The sequence below is a fragment of the Streptomyces sp. NPDC046876 genome, from assembly GCF_040645035.1.
Lineage (GTDB): Bacteria > Actinomycetota > Actinomycetes > Streptomycetales > Streptomycetaceae > Streptomyces.
Window position 1 is genome coordinate 24,777 of record NZ_JBEYXK010000052.1, and the last position, 23,647, is coordinate 48,423.

General features: G+C 71.4%; 22 protein-coding genes and 2 pseudogenes. 8 read left to right on the top strand and 16 right to left on the bottom strand.

Annotated features, from left to right (window positions below; genetic code table 11):
* The first annotated feature begins 95 nt into the window (after nucleotides 1–95).
* Nucleotides 96–569, top strand: a complete 474-nt coding sequence (locus tag ABZ924_RS24365; protein ID WP_361913534.1) for a GNAT family N-acetyltransferase — start codon at nucleotides 96–98, stop codon at nucleotides 567–569.
* Between the two features lie 282 nt (nucleotides 570–851).
* Here ABZ924_RS24365 and ABZ924_RS24370 read toward each other — a convergent pair whose 3' ends face one another.
* The 3 genes from ABZ924_RS24370 to ABZ924_RS24380 form a co-directional block, all read right to left on the bottom strand.
* Nucleotides 852–1,913, bottom strand: a complete 1,062-nt coding sequence (locus ABZ924_RS24370; protein WP_361913537.1) for an AraC family transcriptional regulator — start codon at nucleotides 1,911–1,913, stop codon at nucleotides 852–854.
* 37 nt (nucleotides 1,914–1,950) lie between these two features.
* On the bottom strand, nucleotides 1,951–2,808 hold the full coding sequence (locus tag ABZ924_RS24375) for an NAD(P)H-binding protein (protein WP_361913540.1): 858 nt from the start codon (nucleotides 2,806–2,808) through the stop codon (nucleotides 1,951–1,953).
* A 124-nt stretch (nucleotides 2,809–2,932) separates the two neighbouring features.
* On the bottom strand, nucleotides 2,933–3,334 hold the full coding sequence (locus ABZ924_RS24380; RefSeq protein WP_361913543.1) for an SgcJ/EcaC family oxidoreductase: 402 nt from the start codon (nucleotides 3,332–3,334) through the stop codon (nucleotides 2,933–2,935).
* A gap of 59 nt (nucleotides 3,335–3,393) precedes the next feature.
* On the opposite strand from ABZ924_RS24380, the gene ABZ924_RS24385 reads away from it, so the two are divergent.
* The gene (locus tag ABZ924_RS24385) at nucleotides 3,394–3,951 is read left to right on the top strand and encodes a flavoprotein (RefSeq protein WP_361913546.1); all 558 of its coding nucleotides are present in this window, start codon (nucleotides 3,394–3,396) and stop codon (nucleotides 3,949–3,951) included.
* Nucleotides 3,952–3,977: 26 nt separating this feature from the next.
* Here the strand turns inward: ABZ924_RS24385 and ABZ924_RS24390 are convergent, their stop codons facing one another.
* On the bottom strand, nucleotides 3,978–4,484 hold the full coding sequence (locus tag ABZ924_RS24390; RefSeq protein WP_361913549.1) for a DinB family protein: 507 nt from the start codon (nucleotides 4,482–4,484) through the stop codon (nucleotides 3,978–3,980).
* Nucleotides 4,485–5,210: 726 nt separating this feature from the next.
* Nucleotides 5,211–6,545, bottom strand: a complete 1,335-nt coding sequence (locus tag ABZ924_RS24395; protein WP_361913552.1) for a cation:proton antiporter — start codon at nucleotides 6,543–6,545, stop codon at nucleotides 5,211–5,213.
* 278 nt (nucleotides 6,546–6,823) lie between these two features.
* Here ABZ924_RS24395 and ABZ924_RS24400 point away from each other — a divergent pair, with 278 nt between their 5' ends.
* The 3 genes from ABZ924_RS24400 (at nucleotide 6,824) to ABZ924_RS24410 (ending at nucleotide 9,816) form a co-directional block, all read left to right on the top strand.
* A complete protein-coding gene (locus ABZ924_RS24400) occupies nucleotides 6,824–7,504 on the top strand; it encodes a ScbR family autoregulator-binding transcription factor (RefSeq protein WP_361913555.1) in 681 nt (226 codons plus the stop codon).
* A gap of 147 nt (nucleotides 7,505–7,651) precedes the next feature.
* On the top strand, nucleotides 7,652–8,923 hold the full coding sequence (locus tag ABZ924_RS24405; protein ID WP_361913558.1) for a ParA family protein: 1,272 nt from the start codon (nucleotides 7,652–7,654) through the stop codon (nucleotides 8,921–8,923).
* Nucleotides 8,920–9,816, top strand: a complete 897-nt coding sequence (locus tag ABZ924_RS24410) for a ParB/RepB/Spo0J family partition protein (protein ID WP_361913561.1) — start codon at nucleotides 8,920–8,922, stop codon at nucleotides 9,814–9,816. The genes ABZ924_RS24405 and ABZ924_RS24410 overlap by 4 nt, the downstream gene beginning before the upstream one ends.
* A 267-nt stretch (nucleotides 9,817–10,083) precedes the next feature.
* Here ABZ924_RS24410 and ABZ924_RS24415 read toward each other — a convergent pair whose 3' ends face one another.
* The 6 genes from ABZ924_RS24415 to ABZ924_RS24440 form a co-directional block, all read right to left on the bottom strand.
* On the bottom strand, nucleotides 10,084–10,461 hold the full coding sequence (locus ABZ924_RS24415; protein ID WP_361913564.1) for a DUF6009 family protein: 378 nt from the start codon (nucleotides 10,459–10,461) through the stop codon (nucleotides 10,084–10,086).
* Nucleotides 10,462–10,641: 180 nt separating this feature from the next.
* The gene (locus ABZ924_RS24420) at nucleotides 10,642–12,222 is read right to left on the bottom strand and encodes a phage/plasmid primase, P4 family (protein WP_361913567.1); all 1,581 of its coding nucleotides are present in this window, start codon (nucleotides 12,220–12,222) and stop codon (nucleotides 10,642–10,644) included.
* Nucleotides 12,219–13,253: a bifunctional DNA primase/polymerase gene (locus ABZ924_RS24425; RefSeq protein ID WP_361913570.1), complete on the bottom strand. Its 1,035-nt coding sequence runs from the start codon at nucleotides 13,251–13,253 to the stop codon at nucleotides 12,219–12,221. Before ABZ924_RS24425 ends, ABZ924_RS24420 begins: the two co-directional genes overlap by 4 nt.
* Nucleotides 13,254–14,233: 980 nt before the next feature.
* On the bottom strand, nucleotides 14,234–14,791 hold the full coding sequence (locus ABZ924_RS24430; protein WP_361913573.1) for an XRE family transcriptional regulator: 558 nt from the start codon (nucleotides 14,789–14,791) through the stop codon (nucleotides 14,234–14,236).
* A gap of 9 nt (nucleotides 14,792–14,800) precedes the next feature.
* Nucleotides 14,801–16,903: a helix-turn-helix transcriptional regulator gene (locus tag ABZ924_RS24435; protein ID WP_361913576.1), complete on the bottom strand. Its 2,103-nt coding sequence runs from the start codon at nucleotides 16,901–16,903 to the stop codon at nucleotides 14,801–14,803.
* 96 nt (nucleotides 16,904–16,999) lie between these two features.
* On the bottom strand, nucleotides 17,000–17,263 hold the full coding sequence (locus ABZ924_RS24440) for a hypothetical protein (RefSeq protein WP_361913579.1): 264 nt from the start codon (nucleotides 17,261–17,263) through the stop codon (nucleotides 17,000–17,002).
* Nucleotides 17,264–17,495: 232 nt separating this feature from the next.
* Between ABZ924_RS24440 and ABZ924_RS24445 the strand changes: the two genes are divergently transcribed.
* Nucleotides 17,496–18,980: a hypothetical protein gene (locus ABZ924_RS24445; protein ID WP_361913582.1), complete on the top strand. Its 1,485-nt coding sequence runs from the start codon at nucleotides 17,496–17,498 to the stop codon at nucleotides 18,978–18,980.
* Here ABZ924_RS24445 and ABZ924_RS24450 read toward each other — a convergent pair.
* The 5 genes and pseudogenes from ABZ924_RS24450 to ABZ924_RS24470 all read right to left on the bottom strand — a co-directional run bounded on the left by ABZ924_RS24450 (nucleotide 18,954) and on the right by ABZ924_RS24470 (nucleotide 21,157).
* The gene (locus tag ABZ924_RS24450; RefSeq protein WP_361913585.1) at nucleotides 18,954–19,298 is read right to left on the bottom strand and encodes a peptidoglycan-binding domain-containing protein; all 345 of its coding nucleotides are present in this window, start codon (nucleotides 19,296–19,298) and stop codon (nucleotides 18,954–18,956) included. The genes ABZ924_RS24445 and ABZ924_RS24450 overlap by 27 nt on opposite strands.
* Nucleotides 19,276–19,431 (bottom strand): annotated as a pseudogene (locus ABZ924_RS24455) (peptidoglycan-binding protein); the annotation flags it as partial. The gene ABZ924_RS24450 and the pseudogene ABZ924_RS24455, both read right to left, overlap by 23 nt.
* Before the next feature lie 427 nt (nucleotides 19,432–19,858).
* A pseudogene (locus tag ABZ924_RS24460) lies at nucleotides 19,859–19,909 on the bottom strand (hypothetical protein); the annotation flags it as partial.
* A 399-nt stretch (nucleotides 19,910–20,308) separates the two neighbouring features.
* Complete coding sequence (locus ABZ924_RS24465) at nucleotides 20,309–20,662, bottom strand: hypothetical protein (RefSeq protein WP_361913589.1); 354 nt, start codon at nucleotides 20,660–20,662, stop codon at nucleotides 20,309–20,311.
* A gap of 177 nt (nucleotides 20,663–20,839) precedes the next feature.
* Complete coding sequence (locus ABZ924_RS24470) at nucleotides 20,840–21,157, bottom strand: peptidoglycan-binding domain-containing protein (protein WP_361913592.1); 318 nt, start codon at nucleotides 21,155–21,157, stop codon at nucleotides 20,840–20,842.
* Between the two features lie 497 nt (nucleotides 21,158–21,654).
* Here ABZ924_RS24470 and ABZ924_RS24475 point away from each other — a divergent pair, with 497 nt between their 5' ends.
* On the top strand, nucleotides 21,655–22,518 hold the full coding sequence (locus ABZ924_RS24475; RefSeq protein ID WP_361913594.1) for a hypothetical protein: 864 nt from the start codon (nucleotides 21,655–21,657) through the stop codon (nucleotides 22,516–22,518).
* Nucleotides 22,519–22,692: 174 nt separating this feature from the next.
* Entirely contained in the window at nucleotides 22,693–23,109 is a 417-nt protein-coding gene (locus ABZ924_RS24480) for a hypothetical protein (protein WP_361913596.1), read from the top strand.
* The last annotated feature ends 538 nt before the right edge of the window (nucleotides 23,110–23,647 follow it).

Sequence of the window (23,647 nt, forward strand, 5' to 3'; positions counted from 1 at the left end):
CGGGCAGCTGATCGTGCCATCCGGACAGGCCTCCTGCCACGGCATTGTGAAAAACCGGCGGGGGGCCGGCCGGCCGGCCTCGGTAGGGTGCCGCCATGAGCACCTCCGCACTGCGCCTGGACCCGGTCACCCCCGCCAACTTCGACGCCGTCTGCGCCGTCCGGGTCAGGCCCGACCAGGAACACCTCGTCTCACCGGTCGTCACGTCCCTGGCCGAGGCGTACGTGCACGGCGCAACCGCCTGGCCGCGTGCCATCGTCGACGGCGACGCGGTCGTCGGCTTCGTCATGGCCTTCCTCGACATCGCCTGGGACCCGGACCGGGACCCCGCCGACATACGCTCCGGCATCTGGCGCCTCAACATCGACGCCGCCCACCAGTCCAAGGGCTACGGCCGCTTCGCCGTCCAGGCGGTCACCGCCGAGCTCCGCGCCCGCGGCGCGGCCCGCGCGTACGTCACCTGGGAGCCGGGCCCGGGCACCCCGGAGCCGTTCTACCGGGGCCTCGGCTTCCAACTGACCGGCGAACTCAGCGGCACCCAAACCGTAGGCGTCCTGGACCTCGCCTGACGGTGGGCGTTAACGCCGTTAACGCCTCCCCCTCCACCACCCGGGAGCATTAACGCCGTTAACGCTCCCCCTCCCCTCGCGGGGCATTAACGCCGTTAACGCGTCGGCCTCCCCGCCCGGGGCGTTTGAGCGCCTCCGCTTCCTCCCCTCCCCCGGGCCGTTAACGCCGTTAACGCCTGCGCCTCCTCCGCCGCGGGGGCATTAACGCCGTTAACGCCTGTGCCTCCTCCACCCCCGGGGCATTAACGCCGTTAACGCCTGCGGGCGCCCGAGCCAAACCGGCTACGCCCCCGGCAGCACCACGGTCCGCGGCTGCGCCGGCAGCCCGGGCACCGCCGGCCGGTCGTTGCCGACGCCGAGGCCGACGCCGAGGCCGACGCCGAGGCTGCCACCGGCGCCGCCGGCCGCGGCAGCCCGCCGGTACTCCTGCGGGCTGACACCCCGTACCCGCTTGAACGCCGCCGACAGCGCGAACGCCGACCCGTACCCCACCCGCCGGGCCACGGTGGCGACCGTGGCGTCCGGCTCGCGCAGCAGGTCCGCCGCAAGGGCCAGCCGCCACCCCGTCAGGTACGCCATCGGCGGCTCCCCCACGAGCTCCGCGAACCGCCGCGCCAGCGACGCCCGCGACACCCCCGCCCGGCGGGCGAGCTCCTCCACCGTCCAGCCGTGGGCCGGGTTCTCGTGCAGCAACCGCACCGCCGGCCCGACCACCGGATCGCCGTGGGCCCGGTACCAGCCCGGCGCCCCCGAGGCCGGGTCGGCGAGCCAGGCCCGCAGCACCCCGATCAGCAGCAGGTCCAGCAGCCGGTCCAGGACGATCTCCTGCCCGGGCTCGTCCCGCGCGACCTCCGAGGCGAGCAGCCCGATGAGCGTGCTGTCCGCCGCGGCCGCCGGCCGGACCAGCACGGTCGGCAGCGCCCCCAGCAGCCGCCGCCCGACCTCGCTCGGCGCCTGGTACGTCCCGCTCAGCATCACCGCCGAGCCGGCCTCCTGCACCGGCGCGCCCCAGGTCCGTACACCGATCGCCATGGACTGGCTGACGTCCACGCCCCCCTGCGTACTGCACCGCTGGTCGGTGTCCACCGTGATCTGCACCGGCGTCCCCGGCTCGTCGGCGATCGTGTACGGCTCCGGGCCCCGCAGGACGGCGACGTCCCCGGGACCGATCCGCACCGCCGTGCCCCCGTCGGGCAGCAGCCAGCCCGATCCGGCGGTCAGCGTGACCACCGACAGCGGGGCCCGGTCCTCGATCCGCACGGCCCACGGCGGATTGAAGACGGACTTGAGCAGGAAGGCCCCGCGGGCCTTGGGGCCTTCGAGAAGACCGGTCAGCGTGTCCACGGGCCCATCCTGCCCGGGGGCCACCCGCCGCGGGACCTCAGACGTCCCAGACACCGGTGGCCGCCGCCTCACGGGCGTAGTCGGCGAAGTCCCTCGGCTGCCGGCCGAGCACCTCCTGCACTCCGTCCACCAGGTGCGCGTTGCGCCCGTCCAGGATGGTGGTGAACAGCTCGGCGAACTCCTCCGGCAGCCCGTTCTCCCGCAGCACCGCCCGGTAGGCCTCGCCCGACACGGGCACGTACGCGATGTGCCGCCCGGTCGCCTTCGACAGCTCGGCCGCGACCTCCTCGAAGGACAGCAGCCTCGGCCCGGACAGCTCGTACGTCCGCCCGATGTGCCGGCGGTCGTCGCCGAGTGCGGCGACGACCACGTCCGCGATGTCGTCGGCATCGACAAACGGCTCCACGGCGTCCGCAGTCGGCAGGGCGATCACCCCGGCCCGCACCGACTCCAGGAAGAAGCTCTCGTCGAAGTTCTGGTCGAACCAGCTGGACCGCACGACCGTCCAGTCCGCCCCCGACTCCTTGAGCCGCTCCTCGGCCCGCCGCGCCGCCTCCTCGCCACGGCCGGACAGCAGCACCAGCCGCCGCGCCCCAGCGGCCACGGCCGCCCGGGCGAAGGCCCCGATCTGCTCGTCGGCCCCGGGGAAGGCAAGGTCGGGGTGGTACGTCACGTACACCCGGTCGACGCCGTCGAGGGCGGCGGCCCAGCCGGCCGGCGCGTTCCAGTCGAAGGCCGGCTCCCCGACCCGCGACCCGATGCGCACCGGACGGCCGTCGGCGCGGAGCTTCGCGGCAACACGCCGGCCGGTCTTGCCGTGACCCCCGATGACGAGGGTGGCGGGGACGGCGGCGGTGGTGGTGGTCTGGTTGCTGTTCGGTGTCTTCTGCGTCATGCCCTCAGTGAATCCCGCCTCCGAGAGACGGAACATGGCCGAGAGACTCACACGCATACGCGTCCGTCCACGCCGCCGCGCCGGGGCCACGCCGTGCCCGCGTCGTGCCGCCGCGCCGGGTGGACTACTCGGCGTGCACCTGGGTGTTCTGGCAGGCGGTCAGCAGCCAGGGGCCGTCGTCCCCGTCGCGCGTCATCACGTACAGCGGCGCCCCCTCGCCCTTCGGCTCGCCGTCCGCACCCGTGTACAGCTGGCGCACCTTCACCGCGGCCACGTCCGGCCGCAGGAACTGGGTGTGCACCACCTCGTACGTCACCCGGCCGTCCCAGTCCGCCGCGGGCAGCACCGCCCGCGTGAACTCAGCGATCGCGTCGAACCCGATGAGTACCTTGCCGTGCCCCGTGGTCCACAGGGCGTCCCGGTGGAAGAGGGCGAGGAAGCCCTCCGCGTCCTTCGCCTGCTGGGTGCGCTGCACCTCGGCGACCACCTGCGCAATGGCCTTGACGGCCAGTTCCTGTTCGCTCATGCGGTCGATGATGTCGCCTCAACTGGGGTTGAGGTCAAGGAATGTGATCACATGTCGGTATGACCAGCACCAAGACGCTCTACCTGCTCTGCTCCGCCGCCCCACCCGTCTTCGACGTGGCCCACGTGATCGAGGACGCGCAGTCCCGCGGCTGGGACGTCTGTCTCGGCCTCACCCCCACGGCCGCCCACTGGCTCCGCGTCAGCCTCGACGGCCTGGCCGCCCTGACCGGCCACCCCGTCCGCTGGCAGTACAAGCTTCCGGGCGAGCCGGACGTCTGGCCGGCCGCCGACGCCCTGCTCCTCGCCCCGGCGACCTTCAACTCCCTCAACGCGTGGGCCCTGGGCCTGACCGACCGCTTCGCGATCGGCGTCGCCGCCGAGGCCATCGGCAAGGGCACCCCCGTCGTCACCATGCCGTGCACGAACGCCGCCCTCGCCGCCCACCCCCAGTTCGACCAGTCCCTGGCCATCCTGCGCAGCGCGGGCGTCACGGTCCTGTACGGGGAGAACGGCTTCGTCCCCGGCCCGGCCGGCGTCGACGCCCCGCCGCACTTCCCGTGGCAGCTGGCCCTGGACGCCGTGGACGCCACCACCCGCACGCAGAACGGCCAGTGAGTGCCCCTGCCTACTCGTGCCCCTGCCTACTCCCCCGTCACGCCGTCGATCGCCTCGCGCAACAGGTCTGCGTGCCCGTTGTGCCGGGCGTACTCCTCGATCATGTGGCCCAGGATGTAGCGCAGGGAGTACTCCTCCTCGCCGAAGCGCCCGATGACGTCCAGCGACCCGGCGGCCGCCACGATCGCCCGGGACCGCTCGCACGTCTCGCGCCAGATCCGGAACGACTCCGCCGGGTCGGCGTCCTCGACGTGGAACTCGGTCCACTCCCCCGCCTCGTCCCTCGGGAAGTAGCCGCGCACGTCCTCGCCGTTGAATACGTTGCGGAACCAGCCCCGCTCGACCTCCGCGAGGTGCCGGACCAGCCCGAGCAGGCTCAGCCCGGAGGGGGCGACCGCCTTACGCCGCAACTGCTCGTCCGTCAGCCCGGCACACTTCACCATGAGCGTGCCGCGCTGCCAGTCGAGCAGACTGGTCAGGGTGGCACGCTCATCGCCCACGCGGACGGGCGGGATCCTCAGCTCATCACTCATCCCAAGATGATCACATCCAGCATTAACGCCGTTAACGCTCCCCGGGGCGAAGCCTCCGACCCAACGCTCCCCTGAGCGAAGCCCCCGATCCACCGTTAACGCCGTTAACGCTCCCCTGAAAACCCCCGACGCACCGTTAACGCCGTTAACGCTCCCCTGAGCGAAGCCTGCGCCATTAACGCCGTTAACGCCTCGGGGCGCAGCCCCGACCGTCACCCCGGATCCGGGGCGTCCCCGTTCCGCCTGACCTCTGGGACGAAGGGCCGGCCAATCTCCCCTCCGCCGACCTCTGGGACGGAGGCCCTGGCCCCTCCCCCCTCCGCCCGACGCCTCCCACGAGGCCCGGCAAATCCAGCCCCGCCGGCGATTGAGGCGCGGGGTCTGGGGCAGAGCCCCAGCAAGCACAGCCGCACACCGGAACGGCCGGCAGTGCCAGGACGGGACCGGCCGGTCAGCGGGAGCCGGGGACGGGATCCCGGCGGACCGGAGTCGGTGGGGGCCCGGGGGTTTCCCGGCCGCCCATTGTCCTTTCGGTGCGGGCCGGCGCGTCAAGGGCGCTCCCTGCGGTCGCGTCGCTGCGCGATGGCCTTCGGCCACCCTTGACCCGCCGTCCCACCCCGAAATGCCAAAGAGCTGCCGGGAAGCCCCCGAAGGACGGCCAGGGGGCTCCAGCCTCCACCAGACTTCGACGAAATGGCTGCCGGGAGCGGGGAGCGCCGCAGATCGCTACGCGCTTCTCCTGTGTTGGCGTCCGTCGGCCGTCTGGGGCTGGGCATTAACGGCGTTAACGCCCAGCCTGCCCAGCCCGTCGCCCGGGAGCCCAACCTCGCGGCGGCGGCGCGCCCGCAAGGCCCTCACCGCCGGGCCGGTCACCGCGGTGGTCACCAGGGCCATCAGCACCAGCATGGTGAACAGTTCACCGCCGATGACCCCCAGCTCGAGCCCCAGGTTCAGTACGACCAGTTCGGTCACCCCGCGGCAGTTCATCAGCGCGCCCACCATCACCGCATCCCGCACCGGCTGGCCCGTCAGCAGGGCCGCCCCCGTGCCCGCGCCCCACTTCCCCACGACAGCCACCGCCAACACCGCCGCCGCCCACAGCCACGCCGTGCCGTGGCCCAGCAGCCCCACATCCGTCTTGAGGCCGCTCCCGACGAAGAACAGCGGCAGCAGTACCGGCACCGCGAAATCCCGCATCCGCGCCGCGGCCATCTCGACGGCCTTCACCCGCGGTACCACCGCCCCGAACACGAAGGCACCGAACAGCGCGTGCACCCCCATCGCATGGGTGGCGTAGGCCGCCAGGCAGAGCCCGCTGCACAGGCCTACGACCGCCCCGGCGCCCGCTCGGCCGCCGCCCCACCGCTCGATGCCCCGGCGGAGCAGGGGGCGTACCCCCCACCACATGGCCGCCAGGAACACCGCTGCCAGCACCCCCATGCCGGCGATTCCCCATCCCGGCGCACTGTTCGGTCCGGCCAGTGCCGCCACCATGGCCAGCAGGCACCACGCCACCACGTCGGCGACGGCGGCGCACGCCATCGCCAGCGCCCCCACCGGCGTCCCGTACAGACCCTGGTCCGTCAGGATCCGGGCCAGCACCGGGAACGCGGTCACGCTGAGGGCGACCGCCACGAACAGCACGAACGGCGGCCGCGCGGTTCCGTCCGGCGCGAAGCCCTCGTACATCGCCAGTGCGAGGAGTCCGCCCAACCCGAGCGGCACCCACACGCTCGCCTGGCTGACCGCCAGCACGGCGCGGCCACGGCCCCGCAGCAGCCCGAGGTCCAGTTCCAGCCCCACGAGGAACATGAAGACGAGCAGCCCCAGGTTTCCCAGCACCCCCAGGTACGGGAGCACCTCCCCCGGCAGCAGCCACCGGCCCCCCGCCGGCCAGAGCCACCCGAGCAGCGACGGCCCGAGCACGATCCCCACCAGGATCTCCCCGACCACGGCCGTCTGCCCCAGCCGCCGCATCAGGGCGCCGGCCGCCCCGCACGCGAGCACGACGACCGGTACGGCAACGAGCACGGCCTCGAGCGGATCACGTGATGCCCCCACCGCCCCAGGCTCCGCCCGCAGCCGTACCCCGGCAACGAACCGCCCCACACTTCCAGGAGTCGGCAGCCGCGACCGGGCTGACCATTAACGCCGTTAACATGGCGCCCAAATCGCCTCAAGTGGTGGGGAAAGGCCGCGCCAGCCCCGCCAGAACCTACTTGTCGACTGGTTTTTTTCGTGGGCCGCCCACTAAATTGACCTTCGTTCAGCCCGCCGCCTCCCCCGCCAGGGACCCGGCACCCCCCACCCAGCTACACACCCCCCGCAGGAGAGCGCACGTGGCAAGGGCGAGGCAGGAACGCGCCGAGATCACCCGGCGGGCGATCCTCGACGGCGCGGCCATCGCCTTCGACCACAGCGGCTTCGGCGGCACGAGCCTCAGCGACGTGGTGCGCCACGCCGGGGTCACCAAGGGCGCGCTCTACTTCCACTTCCCGTCCAAGGAAGCCCTCGCCCGCACGCTGATGGACGAGCAGTTCCAGGTCTCCGAAGGAGTCCCCGACCTGGAAGACCTCGGCCTGCAGACGGTCATCGACCTGACGCACCGGATGGCCTTCGGGCTGCGCACGAACGTCCGCGTCCGCGCCGGCATCCGCTTGGTCATCGAGTTCGGCTCCTTCACGAACCCGGACCCCACCCCGTACAACGCCTGGATCGACACCTGCCACAGCTGTCTGACGCCGGCCCGGGATCGCGGAGACCTCTACCCGTCGCTCGACCTGGAAGCCCTCTCGACGTTCCTCGTCGGCTCGTTCACCGGCATCCAGGTCACCTCGCACGTCCGCACCGGCCGTGAGGACCTCCACCGCCGGGTCATCGACCTGTGGGCCTTCCTGCTCCCGGGCATCGTGCCCGCGGACCGCATCCCGCTCTTCGACCCGGCCGGCTCGCCCCCGTGCCGGGCCGAACTCGGTCTGGCCGCCGCCCCGGACGCCCCCGCGGTCCCGGTCGCCGGCTGACCACCGCCTCAGGGCGGCCTCGCACACACCGTGGTGAACCACGGGGGTGCTCGCTTCGGCGGGTGCGAGGCCGCCCTGTCGCATTTCGTTAGCAATACCCAAGCGTGGCGCTCACATCCGCCCGCGAACGTTAGTAAAGTCCCTCTCATGACTTCGCCCTCCTCACAGAGCGACCGAGAGAAGGTCGTCTCCAAACTCCCGCCGTGGCTCCGCCAGGAGTTGAAGATCCGCACCGCCCAACTCCGCGTGGACATCCAGGACGCCGTCCACCAGGGCATCGCCCACTGGAGCGCCCTCGCCTCCGCCCCGTCCCCCGTGGACACCTCGGGCGCCGAATCGTTCTCCACCTGGCTCCCCGCCGGCCAATGGGAGTCCTTCCGCTCCGGTGCCAAGGACCGCGGCGTCTCCCTCATCCAGGGACTCGCCCAAGCCGTCCGCCTCTGGCTGGAGATGAACCCGGCCCCCACGGTCAAGCGGCCCTCCGTCGTCCGCCGCATCGTCGTGTGCAACCAGAAGGGCGGCGTCGGCAAGACCGCCATCACCGCCGGCACCGCGGAGGCCCTCGCCGAGGACCCCGACTCCCTCCACCCGGTCCGCGTGGCCCGCCAGCTGGCGCGCCTCTCCTCGGCCGACGCCCCGGACGCAGGCCCCCACCCGGCCGCCCCGGACCCGAACGCCCTGGACCTGGAAGACCTCCCGGGCCTCGGCATGCGCGTCCTGCTGGTCGACTTCGACCCCCAGGGCCACCTCACCAAGCAGCTCGGCCAGCAGCCCCTGCCCATCGGCGGCGACAGCCTCACCTGCCACATGGCCGGCGAGGCCAAGGGCCCCTTGTCCGATCTGGTCGTCCCCATCCCGGACGCCCGCTTCGGCGACCGCCTCCACCTCCTGCCCGCCTGCACGGACGCCTTCCTCCTCGACGTCCGCCTCTCCACGGTCCGCGCCCGCGAGGCCGCCCTCGAACGGGCCCTGGCCCCCGTCGAGTCGGACTACGACGTCATCCTCATCGACTGCCCGCCCAGCCTCGGCCTGAGCATGGACGCCGCGATCTACTACGGCCGCCGCCGCGACGCCGAGCAGCCGGGCGCCTCCGGCGCGCTGATCGTCGTCCAGGCGGAGGACTCCTCGGCCGACGCCTACGACCTCCTCACCTCCCAGATCAACGACCTGCGCGACGACCTCAGCCTCGACATCGACTACCTCGGCCTCGTCGTCAACCTCTACGACGGCCGCCGCGGCTACATCGCCACGTCCTCGCTCCAGGCCTGGATGGACATAAAGGATCCGCGCGTCGTCGCCGTCGTACCCGACCTCAAGGAACAGCGCGAGGCCGTCCGCGTCAAGCAGCCCCTTTTCGTCTACGCACCCAAGGGCGACCAGGCCGTCGCCCTGCGCGCCCTGGCCCGGGAGATCTCATGAGCAAGGCCGACAAACTCGGAGTCTCGGCGTCCTTCGCCCGGGCCCAGCCCGTGAGCGTCAGCTCCCGCCGCGCCGCCATCGCCGAGGCCACGGGCGCCCCCACCTCCGGGGTGACGCCGCCCTCCGAGGTCCCCATCGAGGCCCTCGCGCACAACCCGTTCAACCTGCGCGAGGACCTGACCGAACTGGACGAGCTCGCCCAGTCCCTGGCCTCCCGCGGCCAGCTCCAGCCCCTCGCGGTCGCCACCCGCCTGGCCTTCATGGAGGCCCACCCGGGCCAGACCGACGGCCTCGGCCGCGCCCCGTACGTCGTCATCGACGGCAACCGTCGCCTCGCGGCCGCGCAGCTCGCCGGCCTGAAGACGATGCACATCCACGTCAACGACTCCCTCGCCGCGTCGGCGGCGGACATCCTGGAATCGGCGCTCATCGCCAACGTCCACCGCGTCGACGTGGCGCCCATGGACCAGGCCCGCGCCCTGCAGGAGCTCGTCGACGTCCACGGCTCCCAGGCCCAGGTCGCCAAGCGCCTCGGCAAGACGCCCGCCTGGGTCTCCCAGCGCCTGACCCTGCTGAACCTCACCCCGGCCCTCCAGGAGAAGGTCGACACGGGGGAGCTCAAGGTGGAGCCGGCCCGCCGCATCGGCCGCCTGCCCCAGGAGCAGCAGGAGGCAGCGGCCACGGAGTCGATCAACACCCCGGCGCCGCCGCGCCAGCGCTCCACGCCGGCCCCCGGCCGGCCCCCGGCGCCCGTCCCCGCCACGACCCCGCCCGCCACACCACGCATCATGATCGCCACGGATTCCCCGGAGACGATCGCGGACGCCCTGACGGCCCACCTCACCCCGGACGACCTCAAGGCCGTCACGGAACTGCTGATGACCCGCATCTGAGCCCGACCCCACGCCGGGGGCGCTGACGGCATTAACGCCGTTAACGCCCCCACGTGCACGGCACGGGGACCCGGGCAGGCCCGCCCCCGGGCGCGGGCATTAACGGCGTTAACGCTTTCCCGAGGGACCGAAGGGACTGAAGGGACTGAATTTCGCCATTACCTTCAGGCAGTTTTCAGCCACCACAAGGCACAGGAGTGCCCACCTCAGGGCAGCAAACAGGGACTGAACGGGACCAAGGGTCCCAAGGGACTGAAGGGACCGAGTTCAGGCAACGGTGGGAGCGGACAGCCCGCGCTGCGAGCGCGTGGTCTTCCTGCCGACCTGCCTCGGCGCGATCGTGCGGGGGTCCACGGCCTCGCCGGGCGCCCCTTCGCGGTACAGGCCGTCGGGCTCGGCGTCCCGGTCGTGGGGGAGCAGGTAGAAGACCCGGCGCTTCTGCAGGCCGCTGTCGGGGTCCGCTTCCGCGGTGTCGCCGAGCTCGGTGAAGCCGATCATGCGACCGTCGCGGTGGTAGCGCGGCTTCCCCCGGCGCCGGGGGGTCTTGTCCAGGGCCTGGCGCACGTAATCGAGTTCTTCGGGGTCCTCCAGCCACACCACTTTGTCCTCGTGGGCGAGATCGCTTGCTGTCAGTAGCGAGCTCATGGCCTGGGTCCTTCCTCGTTCACGTCGGGCCTTCCGGGCCCCTGGGTCCTCCACGCCGCAAGCGACGCCGATACCGGTATGCGGCAGGGCCCTGTGGGCCCCCGCCGGCTGGTGGGTCTGTTCATCTTCCTTGTCCATCGTAGGCGTGCCCGCCCCGGGGAGGCGGCACACGTCGGCCGATCACGTCGCGTTTGCCCTGTTCGCGTCGCGCGGTGGCTGTTCTTCGTCGGCCAGGAGGGCCAGGCCGGGATAGAACTTCTGCCCGTTCGAGCGGAGCATCTCACTGGGTGAGGCGACGCCGACCTCGGCGCGGATACGCGTGGCGAACGCACGCGTGGTGGCGGGGCGCAGGCCCTCGCCGTCGAGGCACCATGCACTGTAGGCCCGATAGAGGGCGCCCTGCTCCACCTTCAGGTCGCGGGGCTCGGGCAGGTCCGCCCCGGTGGTGCAGCATTCCGCCAGGAACCGCCCGATGTGGTCCTCGGTGGTGGCGTAGGCCTGCGTGGCGGTACGGACCACGCTCGGCCCGGTCAGGGCCGGCTTGGTCGCAAGGTAGGCCTTGGCACCCTGGATCATCCAGTGGAGGATGCCCGGACCCTCCTCCTGGACCAGTGCCTCGGCCAGATTGTCGATCTTACGGTGGTCGGGGACGACCTTCTCGAAGGGGATCAGCCTGATACGGCGCCAGAACGCGTGCCCGCCGGTGCCGACCTCCGGCCGGTGGTTGCCCAGCAGCCACAGCTTGTGGGTCGGCTCGAAGCTGAAGTAGTCCTGCCGCATGCGGCGGGCCTTGAGGCGGTCGCCACCGGTGAGGAGCTTGACGCGGGCCTCGTCGAACTTGTCGTGCGGCTTGAGCTCACTGCACACGAACAGGCGACGGCCGTGGAGCTCCGTCAACTCGGTCGAGTGCTCGTTGAACTTGCCCCGCTCCATCAGGAAGCCGGGCGGGGCCACGTCCGCGTAGTCGCCGAGGATCTTGATGACCACGTCGAGGAGGGCCGACTTGCCGTTGGCGCCGACGCCGTACAGGAAGGGCAGCACCTGGCCGCCCACGTCCCCGGTGATGGAGTAGCCGAGCAGGAGATGAAGAAAGTTGATCATCTCCTTGCCCTTGTCGTCGTCCCCGAACGTCTGGTTCAGGAAGTCGTGGAACCGAGGCGTCGGCATGGCCTCCGGGGCCAGGTGCGTGGCACGCGAGTGCAGGTCCCTGGTGGGGTCGGGCTTGTGCAGGTCGCCGGTGCGCAGGTCCACGACGCCCGACGGGGTGCACAGGGCGTACTTGTCGCCGTCGAGGGAGTCGGGGTCAAGGGCGAGCTCGGGCGACGCCTTGGCCTGCGTGAGCATGGCCTTCACGCCCGAGGTGGACATCGCGCGCTTGCGGTGCTGCGCCAGCTCCCGGTCGGTGAAGACGCCGCGCGGGTCGTGGTCGGGCAGTTCCTCCGCCATCTCGCCGGCGGCCCAGATCGCCGCCTTCTCCCCGCCGGTGCGCTTCCACCGGTACTCGTCCCACACGTACCAGCCCAGTCCCTCCACGTGCCGGAACCGGTCGTGGTGGAGGTGGGCGAACAGCTTGGCGTTGCCCCGGTCGGTGAGGTTGCGCAGCAGACCCGCGGCGATGAAGTCGCCCGCCCCCGTCGCCGCCTGGGCCGTCCCCTGCTGGGCGGGCAGGCGCCGGGCGGGCGTGACGGTGTCCGTGGTGAACGCGGCGAGCTGTTCCGCCGCTGCCTGGGCGTTGAACCCCGTGCTTTCGGCGCTGCTCATGGGCGTTCCTCGGTGTGGATGGGTCGGTTGCTTCCGGCGTTCAGCCCTGTTTCGACGATGACGCGGTTCCGGCGCGGCTGGTGGGGTCGAGCCTGGTCTGCGGCCTCCAGGAGCAGTCGGCGGCACTCCTCGGCGGCGAGGTGGCCTGCGGCGGCCAACCCGCCCGCGGTGAACGCCGCCCGGTTGAGCTTCTCGCTGAAGGCCGTGCCTGCGGGGCTGGCCCCGCAGGCACTCACCTCGTCGATGAGCGGGGCCAGGATGCGCTGCCCGGCCCGTCCGGGTCCCGGAGCCCCCGGACGCCGAGTACGGGCCGCCACAGGGCCGTGGGAGGGCTTTGCAGGGGCCGTCTCCACCGAGTGCCCGGTGCGGGTGAGTTCGGCGGTCAGCCAGAGCGGCAGGGGCGCGGGCAGCCGTGCCCCGGGCAGGGCCTCGTACACGCCCGCAGCCGTACGGGTCCCGGGCGCCACGATGTATCCGCCGACCGACCGGACGTCGACCTGCCAGGCGAGCGCGACCTTGGGGCTCGAGCCGCTGGAGGACCGGAAGCCCGGACCGTCCTTGGGCGCCCGGTACCAGATGTGCATGCCTCCGGAGGGCGTGCGCACCCGCAGGGTCGAGGCATCCTCGCACGGGTGGGGCCGCGATCGGTACGCGGCCAGCAGCGCCAGGGTGTCGAAACCGTTCTGCAGCCCGGTCAGGTCCACACGGTCGTCGACGGGAATGCCGGGCAGGAGCCGCTGACGGTCCGGCAGCGGGGTCCGGTGGGCGTCGACATCGATGACCACCAGCCGGGCCGGCCCGCAGGAGACCCCGACACCGAACGCGGGCTCGGTCTGCCACCACCGCAGGACCGTGGGGACGTCCGTGGTGGCCGCGTGGAAGCCGTGGCACCAGCGGCCCCGGGCCCGGCAGGGGCATTCCTGCGGCGCGTGCGGGGCGCTGCGGCAGTCGGGGCAGTTCGGGGCGGGCGTCTTGGTCCCCGGGGCCAGCGGGTGCACCGGGTAGCCCCTGCGGGCCATCCAGGCGGCCACGTCCCGTGCCGTCCTGCCACTCTCACCGTGTGGCAGGCTCTCGGAATGGACGGGCACTGGCTCTTCCTTGACGCATTGTTAGTGGCGGCTGCTGCTGTCCCCGGGCCTGTTCTCCGAGGTGTGCGCTGACCTGCACCTCAGGGACCAGAGGGACTGAAGATTCACTATGTCGGAGACTACCCCAGAGATCGTGACCGCTCGGGATGCAATCTCCGCCGTATCCGAAGTTCAGTCCCTTCAGTCCCTCGGTCCCTGACGGTTTCCAACTGCTTTGTCCCGAGACACCCCTTCTCCAAAGCCAGTGCACGCCCGGGCGTGTCGCGCCCCCGCCCCGGACAGGGACTCAGTCCCTCACCCTCCGACGTCCCGACTCCTCGGTCCCTTTCGGTCCCTGCACCCGCCACAGGCTCTCCGGCCCGTCCCGCCCTCCGCCGAACCGCCCCAGGTACTGAATCACCCAGACCCTCGTTCAGTCCCTGCACGTTCAGTCCCTGAACAAAACCGCAGGTCAGAGCCTTAGGCCCCAACCATCAGGGACTGAAGGGACTCAGAATCCCTACTTCCAGCCTTTACGTGCGTGCGTGTATGCGCCCGCGTAAGTATTACTGGGTATGCCTGGGTAGCTCATAACTAGAGATTTGAGTCCCTTTGGTCCCTGTCGGAAGAGACCCGAGCCCCTGACCTGCAGGTTTATGCAGGGACCGAAGGGACAGGGACCGAAGTGCGCCCACCGGGCTTCAGTCCCCCGAGCCGGGGGGAGGGAGCACCGGGGGAGGGGGAGGCCTCAGGCGCCCACCGGGCACCTGGGATACGAGCATGGCCACCGCACGCAGCCACGGCTGCTCGCCGAGCCGGACCGGGGCCTCGATTTCGTCCCGCTGGACGAAGCCCGGGCACGAACCACAAACGGGCTCGTCCACTCCCCGCCGGACCCGGGCCCGAGACAGCGAGAAGACCGAGAAGACTAGAGACAGAAAGCCCTACAGCTCGAACTCGATGTGCTCGAGCTCGGTGTACTCGACCAGCAGCCCCTGAGCCCGCCGCCCGTGGTCCTTGAAGTAGGTCTCCTGCAGCCCCTCGGCGGCGATCTGCCGCAGCCGCTGCTCGGTGGCCCCCGCTTCCTGCGCGTCGAAGAGGCGCCCGGCGAACTCCGGCGGCAGCGCCACGGTCAGGTGGCGCATCCGGGCGTCGTCGGTGGTACCGGGCGCGGCCGTGTAGCCGAACCGGGCACGGGTGTCGATCATGATGCCGGTGGTGGTGGCAGCGGCCTTCTTCGCCCTGGCCCGCACCTGCGGCTGCCACCGCCTGCGCACCTCCCGCTCGATCCGGGCGGCGAGCTCCGGCCGGGGGTGCCTGAGCTGGTCCTTCACGTACCGCTCCACCGTGCGCCGGCTGATCCCGAGCAGCCGGGCTACCTCCCCGGTACGGCCTTTGTACTGCTTGACGAGGAAACGCATCTGGGCGCCCGCGCTCTTGGGGACGGGACGGGTGAACGCCCGCTGCAGTGCTTCCTCAAGCCCTTCGCCGACCGTGGCCATCGGATCCGCCTACTCTCCGCTGTCCTTGGCCGTGATCTGGCCGTCCTTGATGTACCGGGCCAGATTGAGCTCGCTGCCGTACTCCTCTCGTACGCCTTCGGCCCACAGCACGGTCTGGGTCCCCTCGTGCTTGACCATGCCGGGGGAGACACCCAGTTGGAAGCCGCCCTTGAGCGGCTTGCCGTCCTGGTACGGGAGGAAGTCGAGCGGGCTCGGCCCGTCGGAGGCGTACACGGCGCAGTCCGACAGCACGGCGACCGGGAACAGCCCGGTGGCAGCGGCCGTCTTCAGCATCTTGCGGTGCATGTTGACCCGGGTCCGGGAGATGACGGCCGCACGGATGTCCGGGCGCCAGGTCGGGCGCTGCAGCGCCGGCCAGGGCTGCCCGGGGCGCCAGCCGCCGCCCCGGGGCCGTTCGCGGAGCTTGCCGATGCCGCCCTTCACGGTCGCCTTGATCGCGGACAGCACCAGCGCCAGCTCGGGGTCGACCTCGCGGTGCCGGGCCATCGCCTCCAGGAAGGCCTGCGGCTCCATGCCCGTGGTGACGCCGAGGTCGGCCATGGTGGCGACGTAGGCGTCACGCAGCCGCTGGTACCAGGCGTCCAGGTACCGTCCGGTCTCCTTGCGCAGCCAGCCCTCGGCAGGACGCACCTCGTACCCCAGCTCCACCGCGTAGGCGACGGTCGGAGTGGCGTACCAGGCCGGCCCCTCGGGCCGCACACCGGTCGGGGTGAAAGGCGACGGCAGCCGCGGATCGAGCTCCACATGGGACAGGTCGACCAACCAGCACCCGGGCACCTTCACATCAAACCGGGGCCGGTCAACGTGCACGGGCGCCCCGAGCCCGACAACGGCACCGTTCGCCCCCGCAGCGAAGGCCATGTTGACGTCGATCCCCACCACGTAGGGCTTGAGGCACTCCTCGTCGGTCAGCTGCCGCGCCCAGTCGTACGCCTCCTCCACCAGCACCTCGGCGGGGCCCCGCTGGTGGAACCGGGGCAGGTGAGCCAGCAGCGGGTGCCCGTCCGGAGCCTCCGGCGGCGCACAGTCCACCGGCTGACTGCCGAGCGACCCGGGGTTGTACTCACTGTGGCGCCGGCCGTCGGCATCGGGCCGCCCGGCCCGGGTCGGCGGGTGCAGAGCGGTCATCAGCTCCAGGCCGTTGACCGCGGTTGACCCGCGCGGGGTGATGACCCGCGTCGCGTACGTACCCAGCAGCCGCGCCAGCTCGGCCGGCGGCAGCTCGGCGGCCCGCCCCCAGGACCGGCTGTCGAGCGCGTCCCAGCCCAGCACGCACAGCTGGACGCACGACCGCTTGCCACCCTGCGCGGGCCGGTAGATCCGCGCCCACGGCCCGAGCCCGCGCCGGGTCAGCTGCCACTGCGCCTTGGTGAGCTGCTTGACGACCTTGTGGTCCTCCGGCAGCCGACCGGCATGCCGCTCCTCCTCGGACAGCCTGGACGGCAGCCCGTAGCGCTCGGCAGCGGCATCGGTCAGTACGAGCACCGGATCGGCGTCCCGCCCGTTCGCAACGAGCCGGGCCGCCCCCAGCCCACCCTCACCGAGGGCCCACTCCACCAGGGCGGGAAGCGACTTGGCGGGCACGTCCAACACCAGCCCGCCCACACCGTACGCAACGACCTGCCGGTCGGCATCGGCATCAAGCACAACCAGCGGCCCATGCGGAAACCGCCCCTCACCCCCCACGGAGGCCACCCGCGCCGGCACGGCAACCGCGGCAGAAGCAACAGAAGCAGCAGGAGCAGGAGCAGCAACAACAGGAGCAGAAACAACAGGAGCAGAAACAGGACGAGAAACGGAAAGAGGCTCAGACGACTCAGGGGCGCTCTCCGAAGCTGCCGGGAACCGCTCCGCCAGCCCGTCCAGCAGCCTGGCGTACGCCCCCCGCTTCGGCGCGCGCGGCTCGCTGCGGCCCGACTCCCAGCCGCTGACGGTCTCGCGCCGGGTCTGCAGAGCAGTGGCGATCTGGTCCTGGCTCAGCCCGGCGGCCTCGCGCAGCCGCCTCCGCTCGGCAGGAGGCGGCAGAACCTCCTGGGCAACGTGCTCCAGCAGCGCGTCCACCGCACTGAACAGCTCGTTTTCCGTGGTCACAGCGCATACCTCCACCTGGCAGCCTACACACACGGCCACCAGACCACACATCGAACCACACGCCGAACCGCACGCGAACCTCACACCCGGCCGCGCTCAGACCTCGATGTAAGCCACGACCACCACCGTGCGCAGGGCAGTGACGAAGTAGAGAACCCGCACGGATTCGAGCTCGTCGACGTACTGGTGCAGACGCGGGCCCGAGGTGCCGCCGGGGAGCGGCTCCCCGACGTCGGGATCAACGGAGATGACCACCAGAGCACGGTCCAGGGCGTGGATCTCCGCCTCGCTGGTGATGTCCTCCAGCTGCTTGGCAGCGGCATCGGAGAAGGCGATGCGTGCCCGCCGCTGAGCGGGCATCAGAAACACACCGGCTGCCGCCGGGCGGACGGGACAGGACAGAACCAGCGCATGACCCCACCGTACCGCCGGCACCACGGGAAAACCGGCCGCACGAGGGGGCGCCTCTCGCTCTCCGCCGCCGGCTTCGGCTGACTGCCGTTCGGAGTGCGGGGTCGGCTCGCGGCGGGCAGGGTGGTGCACGGGTGGGGACCGGCTCCGTGTCCCCTGTCGCATCGGAGGTACGACGTCGATGCTCGATAAGGCCGTCGCGGTGCCCGATCCCCCGACCGCCCTGGCGGGCTCCGCCCGGCCCCGCAGCCGTTCGAAAGACCTAATCCCACTGGGCTCCGTGGCCGCCGTGTACGCCGTAGTCCAGCTCCTCCTCGTCGTACCGGGCACCGGGCTGGGGTGGGACGAGACGGTATACGTCAGCCAGGTGTCCCCGGACTTGCCGGCCGCGTTCTTCAGCGCCCCGCGCGCCCGCGGCATCACCTACCTGGTGGCCCCGGTCACCATGCTCACCTCTTCCGTATCGGTGCTACGGGTGTACCTGGCCGTCCTGGCCGCAGCGGCACTGCTGCTCTCGCTGTGGGTATGGCGGGGGCTGCTCCCCACCCGCGTCCTCGCCCTGGCGGGCGGCCTGTACGCAGGGCTGTGGACCACCGTGTTCTACGGCCCCCAGGCCATGCCCAACCTCTGGGTGGCCTTCGGGGCACTCTTCACGGTCGGCTGTTTCCTGAGGGCCGCGCCCGCCGGCGTCGCCGCGGGGGTGGCGTTCACCGCACTCATGCGACCCGGGGACGCGATATGGCTGGTCCTCCCCCTGCTCTGCGCCGCGTGGGCCGTCCCCCCTCGGCGGCGGGTAGCCCTCGCCGCGGCCCTGCTCGTCGGCCTCGTCGCCGGCGGCGCGGAATGGGCCGTCGAAGCCCACCTCCGCTACGGCGGCCTCCTGCCCAGGCTCCGCAGGGCGAGCGAGATCCAAGGCGGCCTGGGCTGGAACCCGGCCTTCACCGACCAGCTGCGCGCCCTCGATGGCCGAACCCTGTGCCGTCCCTGCAATGTGCCGTGGTCCCGGCCCTACACGGGCCTGTGGTGGTTCGCCCTGCCCCCGCTGACCGCGGGCGGGCTCGTCGCCGCATACCGCAGCGGCCGAGGCACTCTGGTCGCCGCCCTACCCACCGCGGTGGCGCTGTTCCTGGCCGTGCCCTACCTCCTGATGGTCGGTTACGCGGCTCCCCGCTTCCTCCTACCGGCATACGCGCTGCTCGCGATCCCGGTGGCGCTGTGCCTGGACCGCCTGTTCGCCGCCTGCCGCACCCGCCGTCCGCTGGCCCTGACCGCCCTGTGCGCCGCCCTGGTGGCCCATCTGGCCCTGCAGTTCACGATCGCCGGTGGCGCAGCGGCCCGCAGCCGCGCCGACCGGGCGGCGTTCACCGCAATCGCCGGCGAACTGCACCGCCTGGGCGTGCGCCCACCGTGCATCGTCAGCGGCACGGAGGCGGTCCGCGCCGCCTCCGCCACCGGATGCGCGGCCCGCCAGGTGTACGGGGGCCACGACGGCAGCATCACCGCCCGCGAGCTCGTCTCCCTGGCACGCACCCGCCCGACGGCAGTCCTGGTATCAGGCCACTCCCCGCCCCGCTGGGCCCCCAACTGGCGCCCCCACCCACTCCCCGCCCTACCGGGCCACCCCGACTACCGCGCGTACCTACCACCCGCGCCGCCCGCACCCTGACGGGGAGTGCGGGACACGGGTGCCTCCTTCGCTGCAGGGCGCGTGGGCGGTGCTGCAGGGTGGGGGGTCTGTGTCAGCTCCGGCTGGCATAGAGCAGCTGCGCCAGGTGTCGGCGCCGATGACGCCGTCGACGGTCAGGTGGTGCTTGCTCTGGAAGGCCCGGACAGCGGTGGTGGTGGCGGCCCCGTACCGCCCGTCGGTCGTGACCTTGGCACTGGCGGCGTTCAGCTGCTCCTGCACTGCCCGAACTGCGGCCGCTATCGCCGGAGTGCAGCGTGGGGACGAGCCGTGCCCAGGTGTCGGGGCCGGTGATGTCATCGGATTGCAGGCGGTGCTGGTTCTGGAAGGCCTTGACTGCGGATGCGGATGCGGATGCGGTGGCCGACCCGTACCTGCCGTCGACCGTGATCTTCGCGCCGGCGGCGGTGTGCAGCAGCTGGAGCGTGCGCACGTCCGTGCCTTCGCTGCCCTGTCGCGGCAGGGGCCAGGACCGCCCGGCGGGCGCTGGAGTGCCGGGGTCTCCTTGTCCGCCTGGGGCGGCCAGGGCGCGCAGCTGGGCTTCGGTGCCGCGGAAGGCATTGACGTCCCCGGCATGGGGAACGCCCGAGACGCTGCCCGTCTCGCTGTACTGCCAGATGGTCCACTGTCCCGCTCCCGGAATGGGGGCCGGCTCGCGGGTGCCGCTGCCGTAGCGCGGCTGCCACAGTACGTGCGAGGCCAGGGCCGAGGCGTCGCCGGGCAGGCAGTCCTTTCATGAACGAGGCGGAGGTGTAGAAGATCGGCTTGACGTGCAGCTCGCCCGCACCGTGGCCGCTGTAGCCGGTCGCGCGGACGGTCTTGACGAAGTGCTCGGCCTGGGAGGCGCCCGGGGTGCGGCCGTAGAAGTGGTAGGGCGCGCGCAGGATGCCGGCCTTGGAGGCGCCGGCCATGTCCCGGGCGAACCACCTGTCTGTCCAGTCGTTGCCTTCAGGAAGGCGAACTTCCGGCCCGAGCGCACGACCTGCGGCCAGTCGATGGCCTTCCCGCCTCCGTTGTGGCGCTGTCGTCGTGGCTGTAGTGGCTGGTGTCCAGGCCCCTGACGGCGTACGCGCACGGGGAGGCCGCCTCGGCGGGGGTCACCAGGCCGCCCACCCCCATCGTGGCGAGCACCGTTGCCGCGGCCGCTGCAGCGCTCCAGGTAACGGTCCGTTTCGTCATGTGCATGAGGAAACTCCTTGTCCGGAAGGGACGGGCGTTCGGGGCCTGCCGTGCCAGGGCACGGCAGGCGGGCGGGGCGATGCGGTGGAGTGTGTCGGCGGCCCGGGCGCCCAGACCGGCCGCAGGCGGTTTTAGTGGCGGGGCCAGGCGCAGTGCACGGGGGTGGCCTGGCCGGGTCGCCGGGGCCGAGAATCTCGGTGGCGCCCAGGGCCCTGCAGGCCTGCTTGAACCGGGCGACCGACTTTGTTGCTGCCGCTGACCTTCGTCCCGTCGATGACGCTGGTATCGAAGGCGGTGCCGGCGTAGTGGCGGGAGGTGCTGCTCTGGTCTCCGCCGGCGATCTCGGTGATGTTGAACCGGAAGCCATGGCTGGTGGCGAGCTGGAGAACCTCGTTCAGCATTCGCTCGTCCAGCTGGGTCCGGCGGGCGCCGACGTCGTTGTAGCGGCTGGTCACGGCGGCCTTGCCGGCTGCGGTGTCCTGCATGGTGCGCAGCGGGGTGGAGGCGGGGTCCTTTACGTTGGAGGAACGGGAGTTGCCCAGGCTGACGCCCTTGGCATTCAGGATCTGCCGGGCCAGTGAGGCGCGGGTCTGCGCTCCTTGACCGCCCGGCGCGCCGTGCGGGGCGTGCCGGGTCGCGGGGCCGACGACCCAGTCGGCCTGCTAGCCGTGGGCACGATGGAAGGCTTTGTGGGCTGCGGTGGTCTCGGGACCGAAAATGCCGTCGACCTTGAGGTGGTGGCCGTGGGAATTGAGCTGACGCTGGAGGTCGGTGACGGTGCTTCCGCGCATGCCTGGACGCAGGTCGGGCTGCGAGTCGGAGACGTTGGCAGAGGCCGGGGAGGCGTGGACCCGGCTGCACGGTGGCGGCGCTGGCGGAGCCACACCGGCGATGACTCCGGCGGCCACGAGGGCCGCGGCAGCGGCCCGCCAGGTGCGCCCCTTGAGGGCGGTGGGCGTCGTGTTGCGAGTCGTACGCATGACTACTCTTGGGAGGGTCGTTCCCGTTGCCCCGGGCAAGCCGCAGCCGGCCCACGATGGGAGAGAGAAGGTGGTCGGGGCGAGCCCGCCCCGGCGGGGCCCTGCGCCGGGAACCATGCGGGAATCGGCCGCAGGGCTGGGCGCCGCAAGGCCATCACAGTGAGCGTGGCGAGGGAGGCCGCTGCGGTGGCAGCTCCACGGAAGCGAGAGCCAGTTGCGGTGTTCAGGATCTTTCATCCCTTTCGTGTCGTGATCCGAGACAGCCTCGCACCGGCTGGCCTACTCCCACAGATCCTGCGCTCCACACGACTGCTCACCCTTGCCGACGAACTCGACGTCAAGCAGCTCACCGTGACGCTGGGCATGTCCTACGGCGGAACTGCCCGCTACCGATAAAGGCCTGAGCAGTTGTCGGTTGTGGCGGAGCGGAGGCTGCAGAGGCGGCCACCAACCTCGTGCGCGGACCCGTTGTCACACGGGGGATGCACAATCGGCGCATGTCTGAGATCTTCGTCGACCTGGGAACTGTCGATGCGCCGTCGGGTGCGCTGGTGCTTGGTATGGCCGGTTGCATCGATCAGTGGCGGGAACTGGGTCTGCCCCTGTCCGAGCGCGCCAGGGCGGCCACGGCGAAGGGCGGGGGCCATCTTCGTGAAGGGTTGTGCGAGGCGGTCGCGGTTCCAGCAGCCGCTGACCGGGTTTTGATGGTGCGGGCGAGTACCTCGCCGTCTCCGTTCGACCGTGAGCCGACGATCGCGACTCTGGAGATCGGTCTCGGGCTTCCGTGGCCCGAGACCGCGGACCGGGCGGTACCGGTCTGGCTCGGGGACCTGCCCGTTGATCGGTGCGGCATGGTTCTCGGCGACGCCGTGGGCCTGGACGTGTGGCGGGGATGGGACGACGATCCGGCCGACGGGCTCGCCGATGTCTTCTACTGGGGCCTGTACGCGGAGGACGCACATACGCAGTTCGGCGGTGAGCGGATCGCCCAGCACGGCGTCGACGGGCCACACGGGTGGCTGGACCTCCCGATGGCGGAGGCGGTTGCCCGTACGGCCGAACTCGAGGCCTGGCGCGACCGCCTCCATGGCAAGGGCCTCATGGTTTCGATCGACGAGCACACCGATGTGCATCGCTTCCAGCGGGCTGGGTGGCAGCATCCGCTCCGTGTGGGTGCGATCGACGTCGGTGGTTGCCAGGTGCTGGGCATTGAATGGGACCAGGGCGACCACTCGATCAGGCACCGTGGTGAGCGGGCCGCCGGCCAGGTGTATCCGGTCACGCTCGAAGCCGATAAGGCGGGAGAGATGGTGCTGCGATGGGCCATCCCGCCCTACGACTTCGATGACGAAGCCGAGTGACGAGCCCGGCCCTGGTACCCCCAGTGGGAATCACCCGCACGACAAGGTTCACTGGCAGACGACAGCATGACTGTCGTCGGGGAGGACCCGGAGCGGACCATGCCATCACTTCCCGTATCAAGCCAAGCTACATTTTGAAGCATCACCTGGGATGCGAGCTGGCATGATCGGGCCATGCCTATTGCTGTTGAGTTCTTCGTGGCCCCGCATGACGGGGTGGCTTCCGAGATGGGACCACGGCATCGCCATCATGGTCTTCCGGCTTTCGCGTGCACGGACTTCTACCCCGACGATGCGGTGGGGGACTGGGAGGTCCTGCTGGTAGGGGGTGCGGCCACAGAGCCGCGTGTTGTTGTGCCGATGAAGAATGACGGCTTCACGGTGTTCGAGCTCCCCGAGAGACTGTGTTCCACCCTGACGCAGGCGAGCAGGAGCCGGCTCGTTGCGGCCGCTGGTGTCTGGGTCGGACTTGCCACCATGAAAGACGAGGGGGTCCCGGTGGAGGCGGCGGTCGAGGCCCTGACTGAAGTGGCAGATCTGGCCCGCACGGCGGCAGGCCTCCGTCACCCCTTGTACTGCTGGTACTTCTGAGGAAGGCTGGTCGGCCAGTGGCCACCCCCCTTGCTGCCGACAGCCCGCAGAGCGGGCTACGGCCCCTGGAGGCGAAGCCGAAAGGGCCTGAGGGGAGCGAAAACGAATACCCACGGGCCGAGCCGCAGGCAGTGTTCCTCTCTTCCCGGCCAGCCCCGAAAGCTCCGAGGCCAGGAGGCCCGCCCCGGGCACGACTTCCCCGCCTGCTGCTGGCGCCCGCGATAGCGGGCTGGTCCTGGAGGCGGAGCCGGAAGGACCTGGGTGGGGGAGCGGAGCGGGCCCGCCCAACGGGCCGAAGGCCCGGACCCCGTGAAACGGGGTCACTCAAGCCTGCGAAGCAGGCTGTTCGGGGTGGAGCGAAGCGGAACACAGCCCGGAGCGCAGCGTAGGGCACCGGCACGAAGGGCCGGCCCTGAGGGCGCGAAGCGCCCTCCCGCTGAGCGAAGCGAAGCGGCTCGTTGGCACAGCGCGCAGCGCTGTGGGGACGACCCCGATGTCCACGGACGGGTGGAAGCGCAGGCCCCCCTTGTACGGGCCG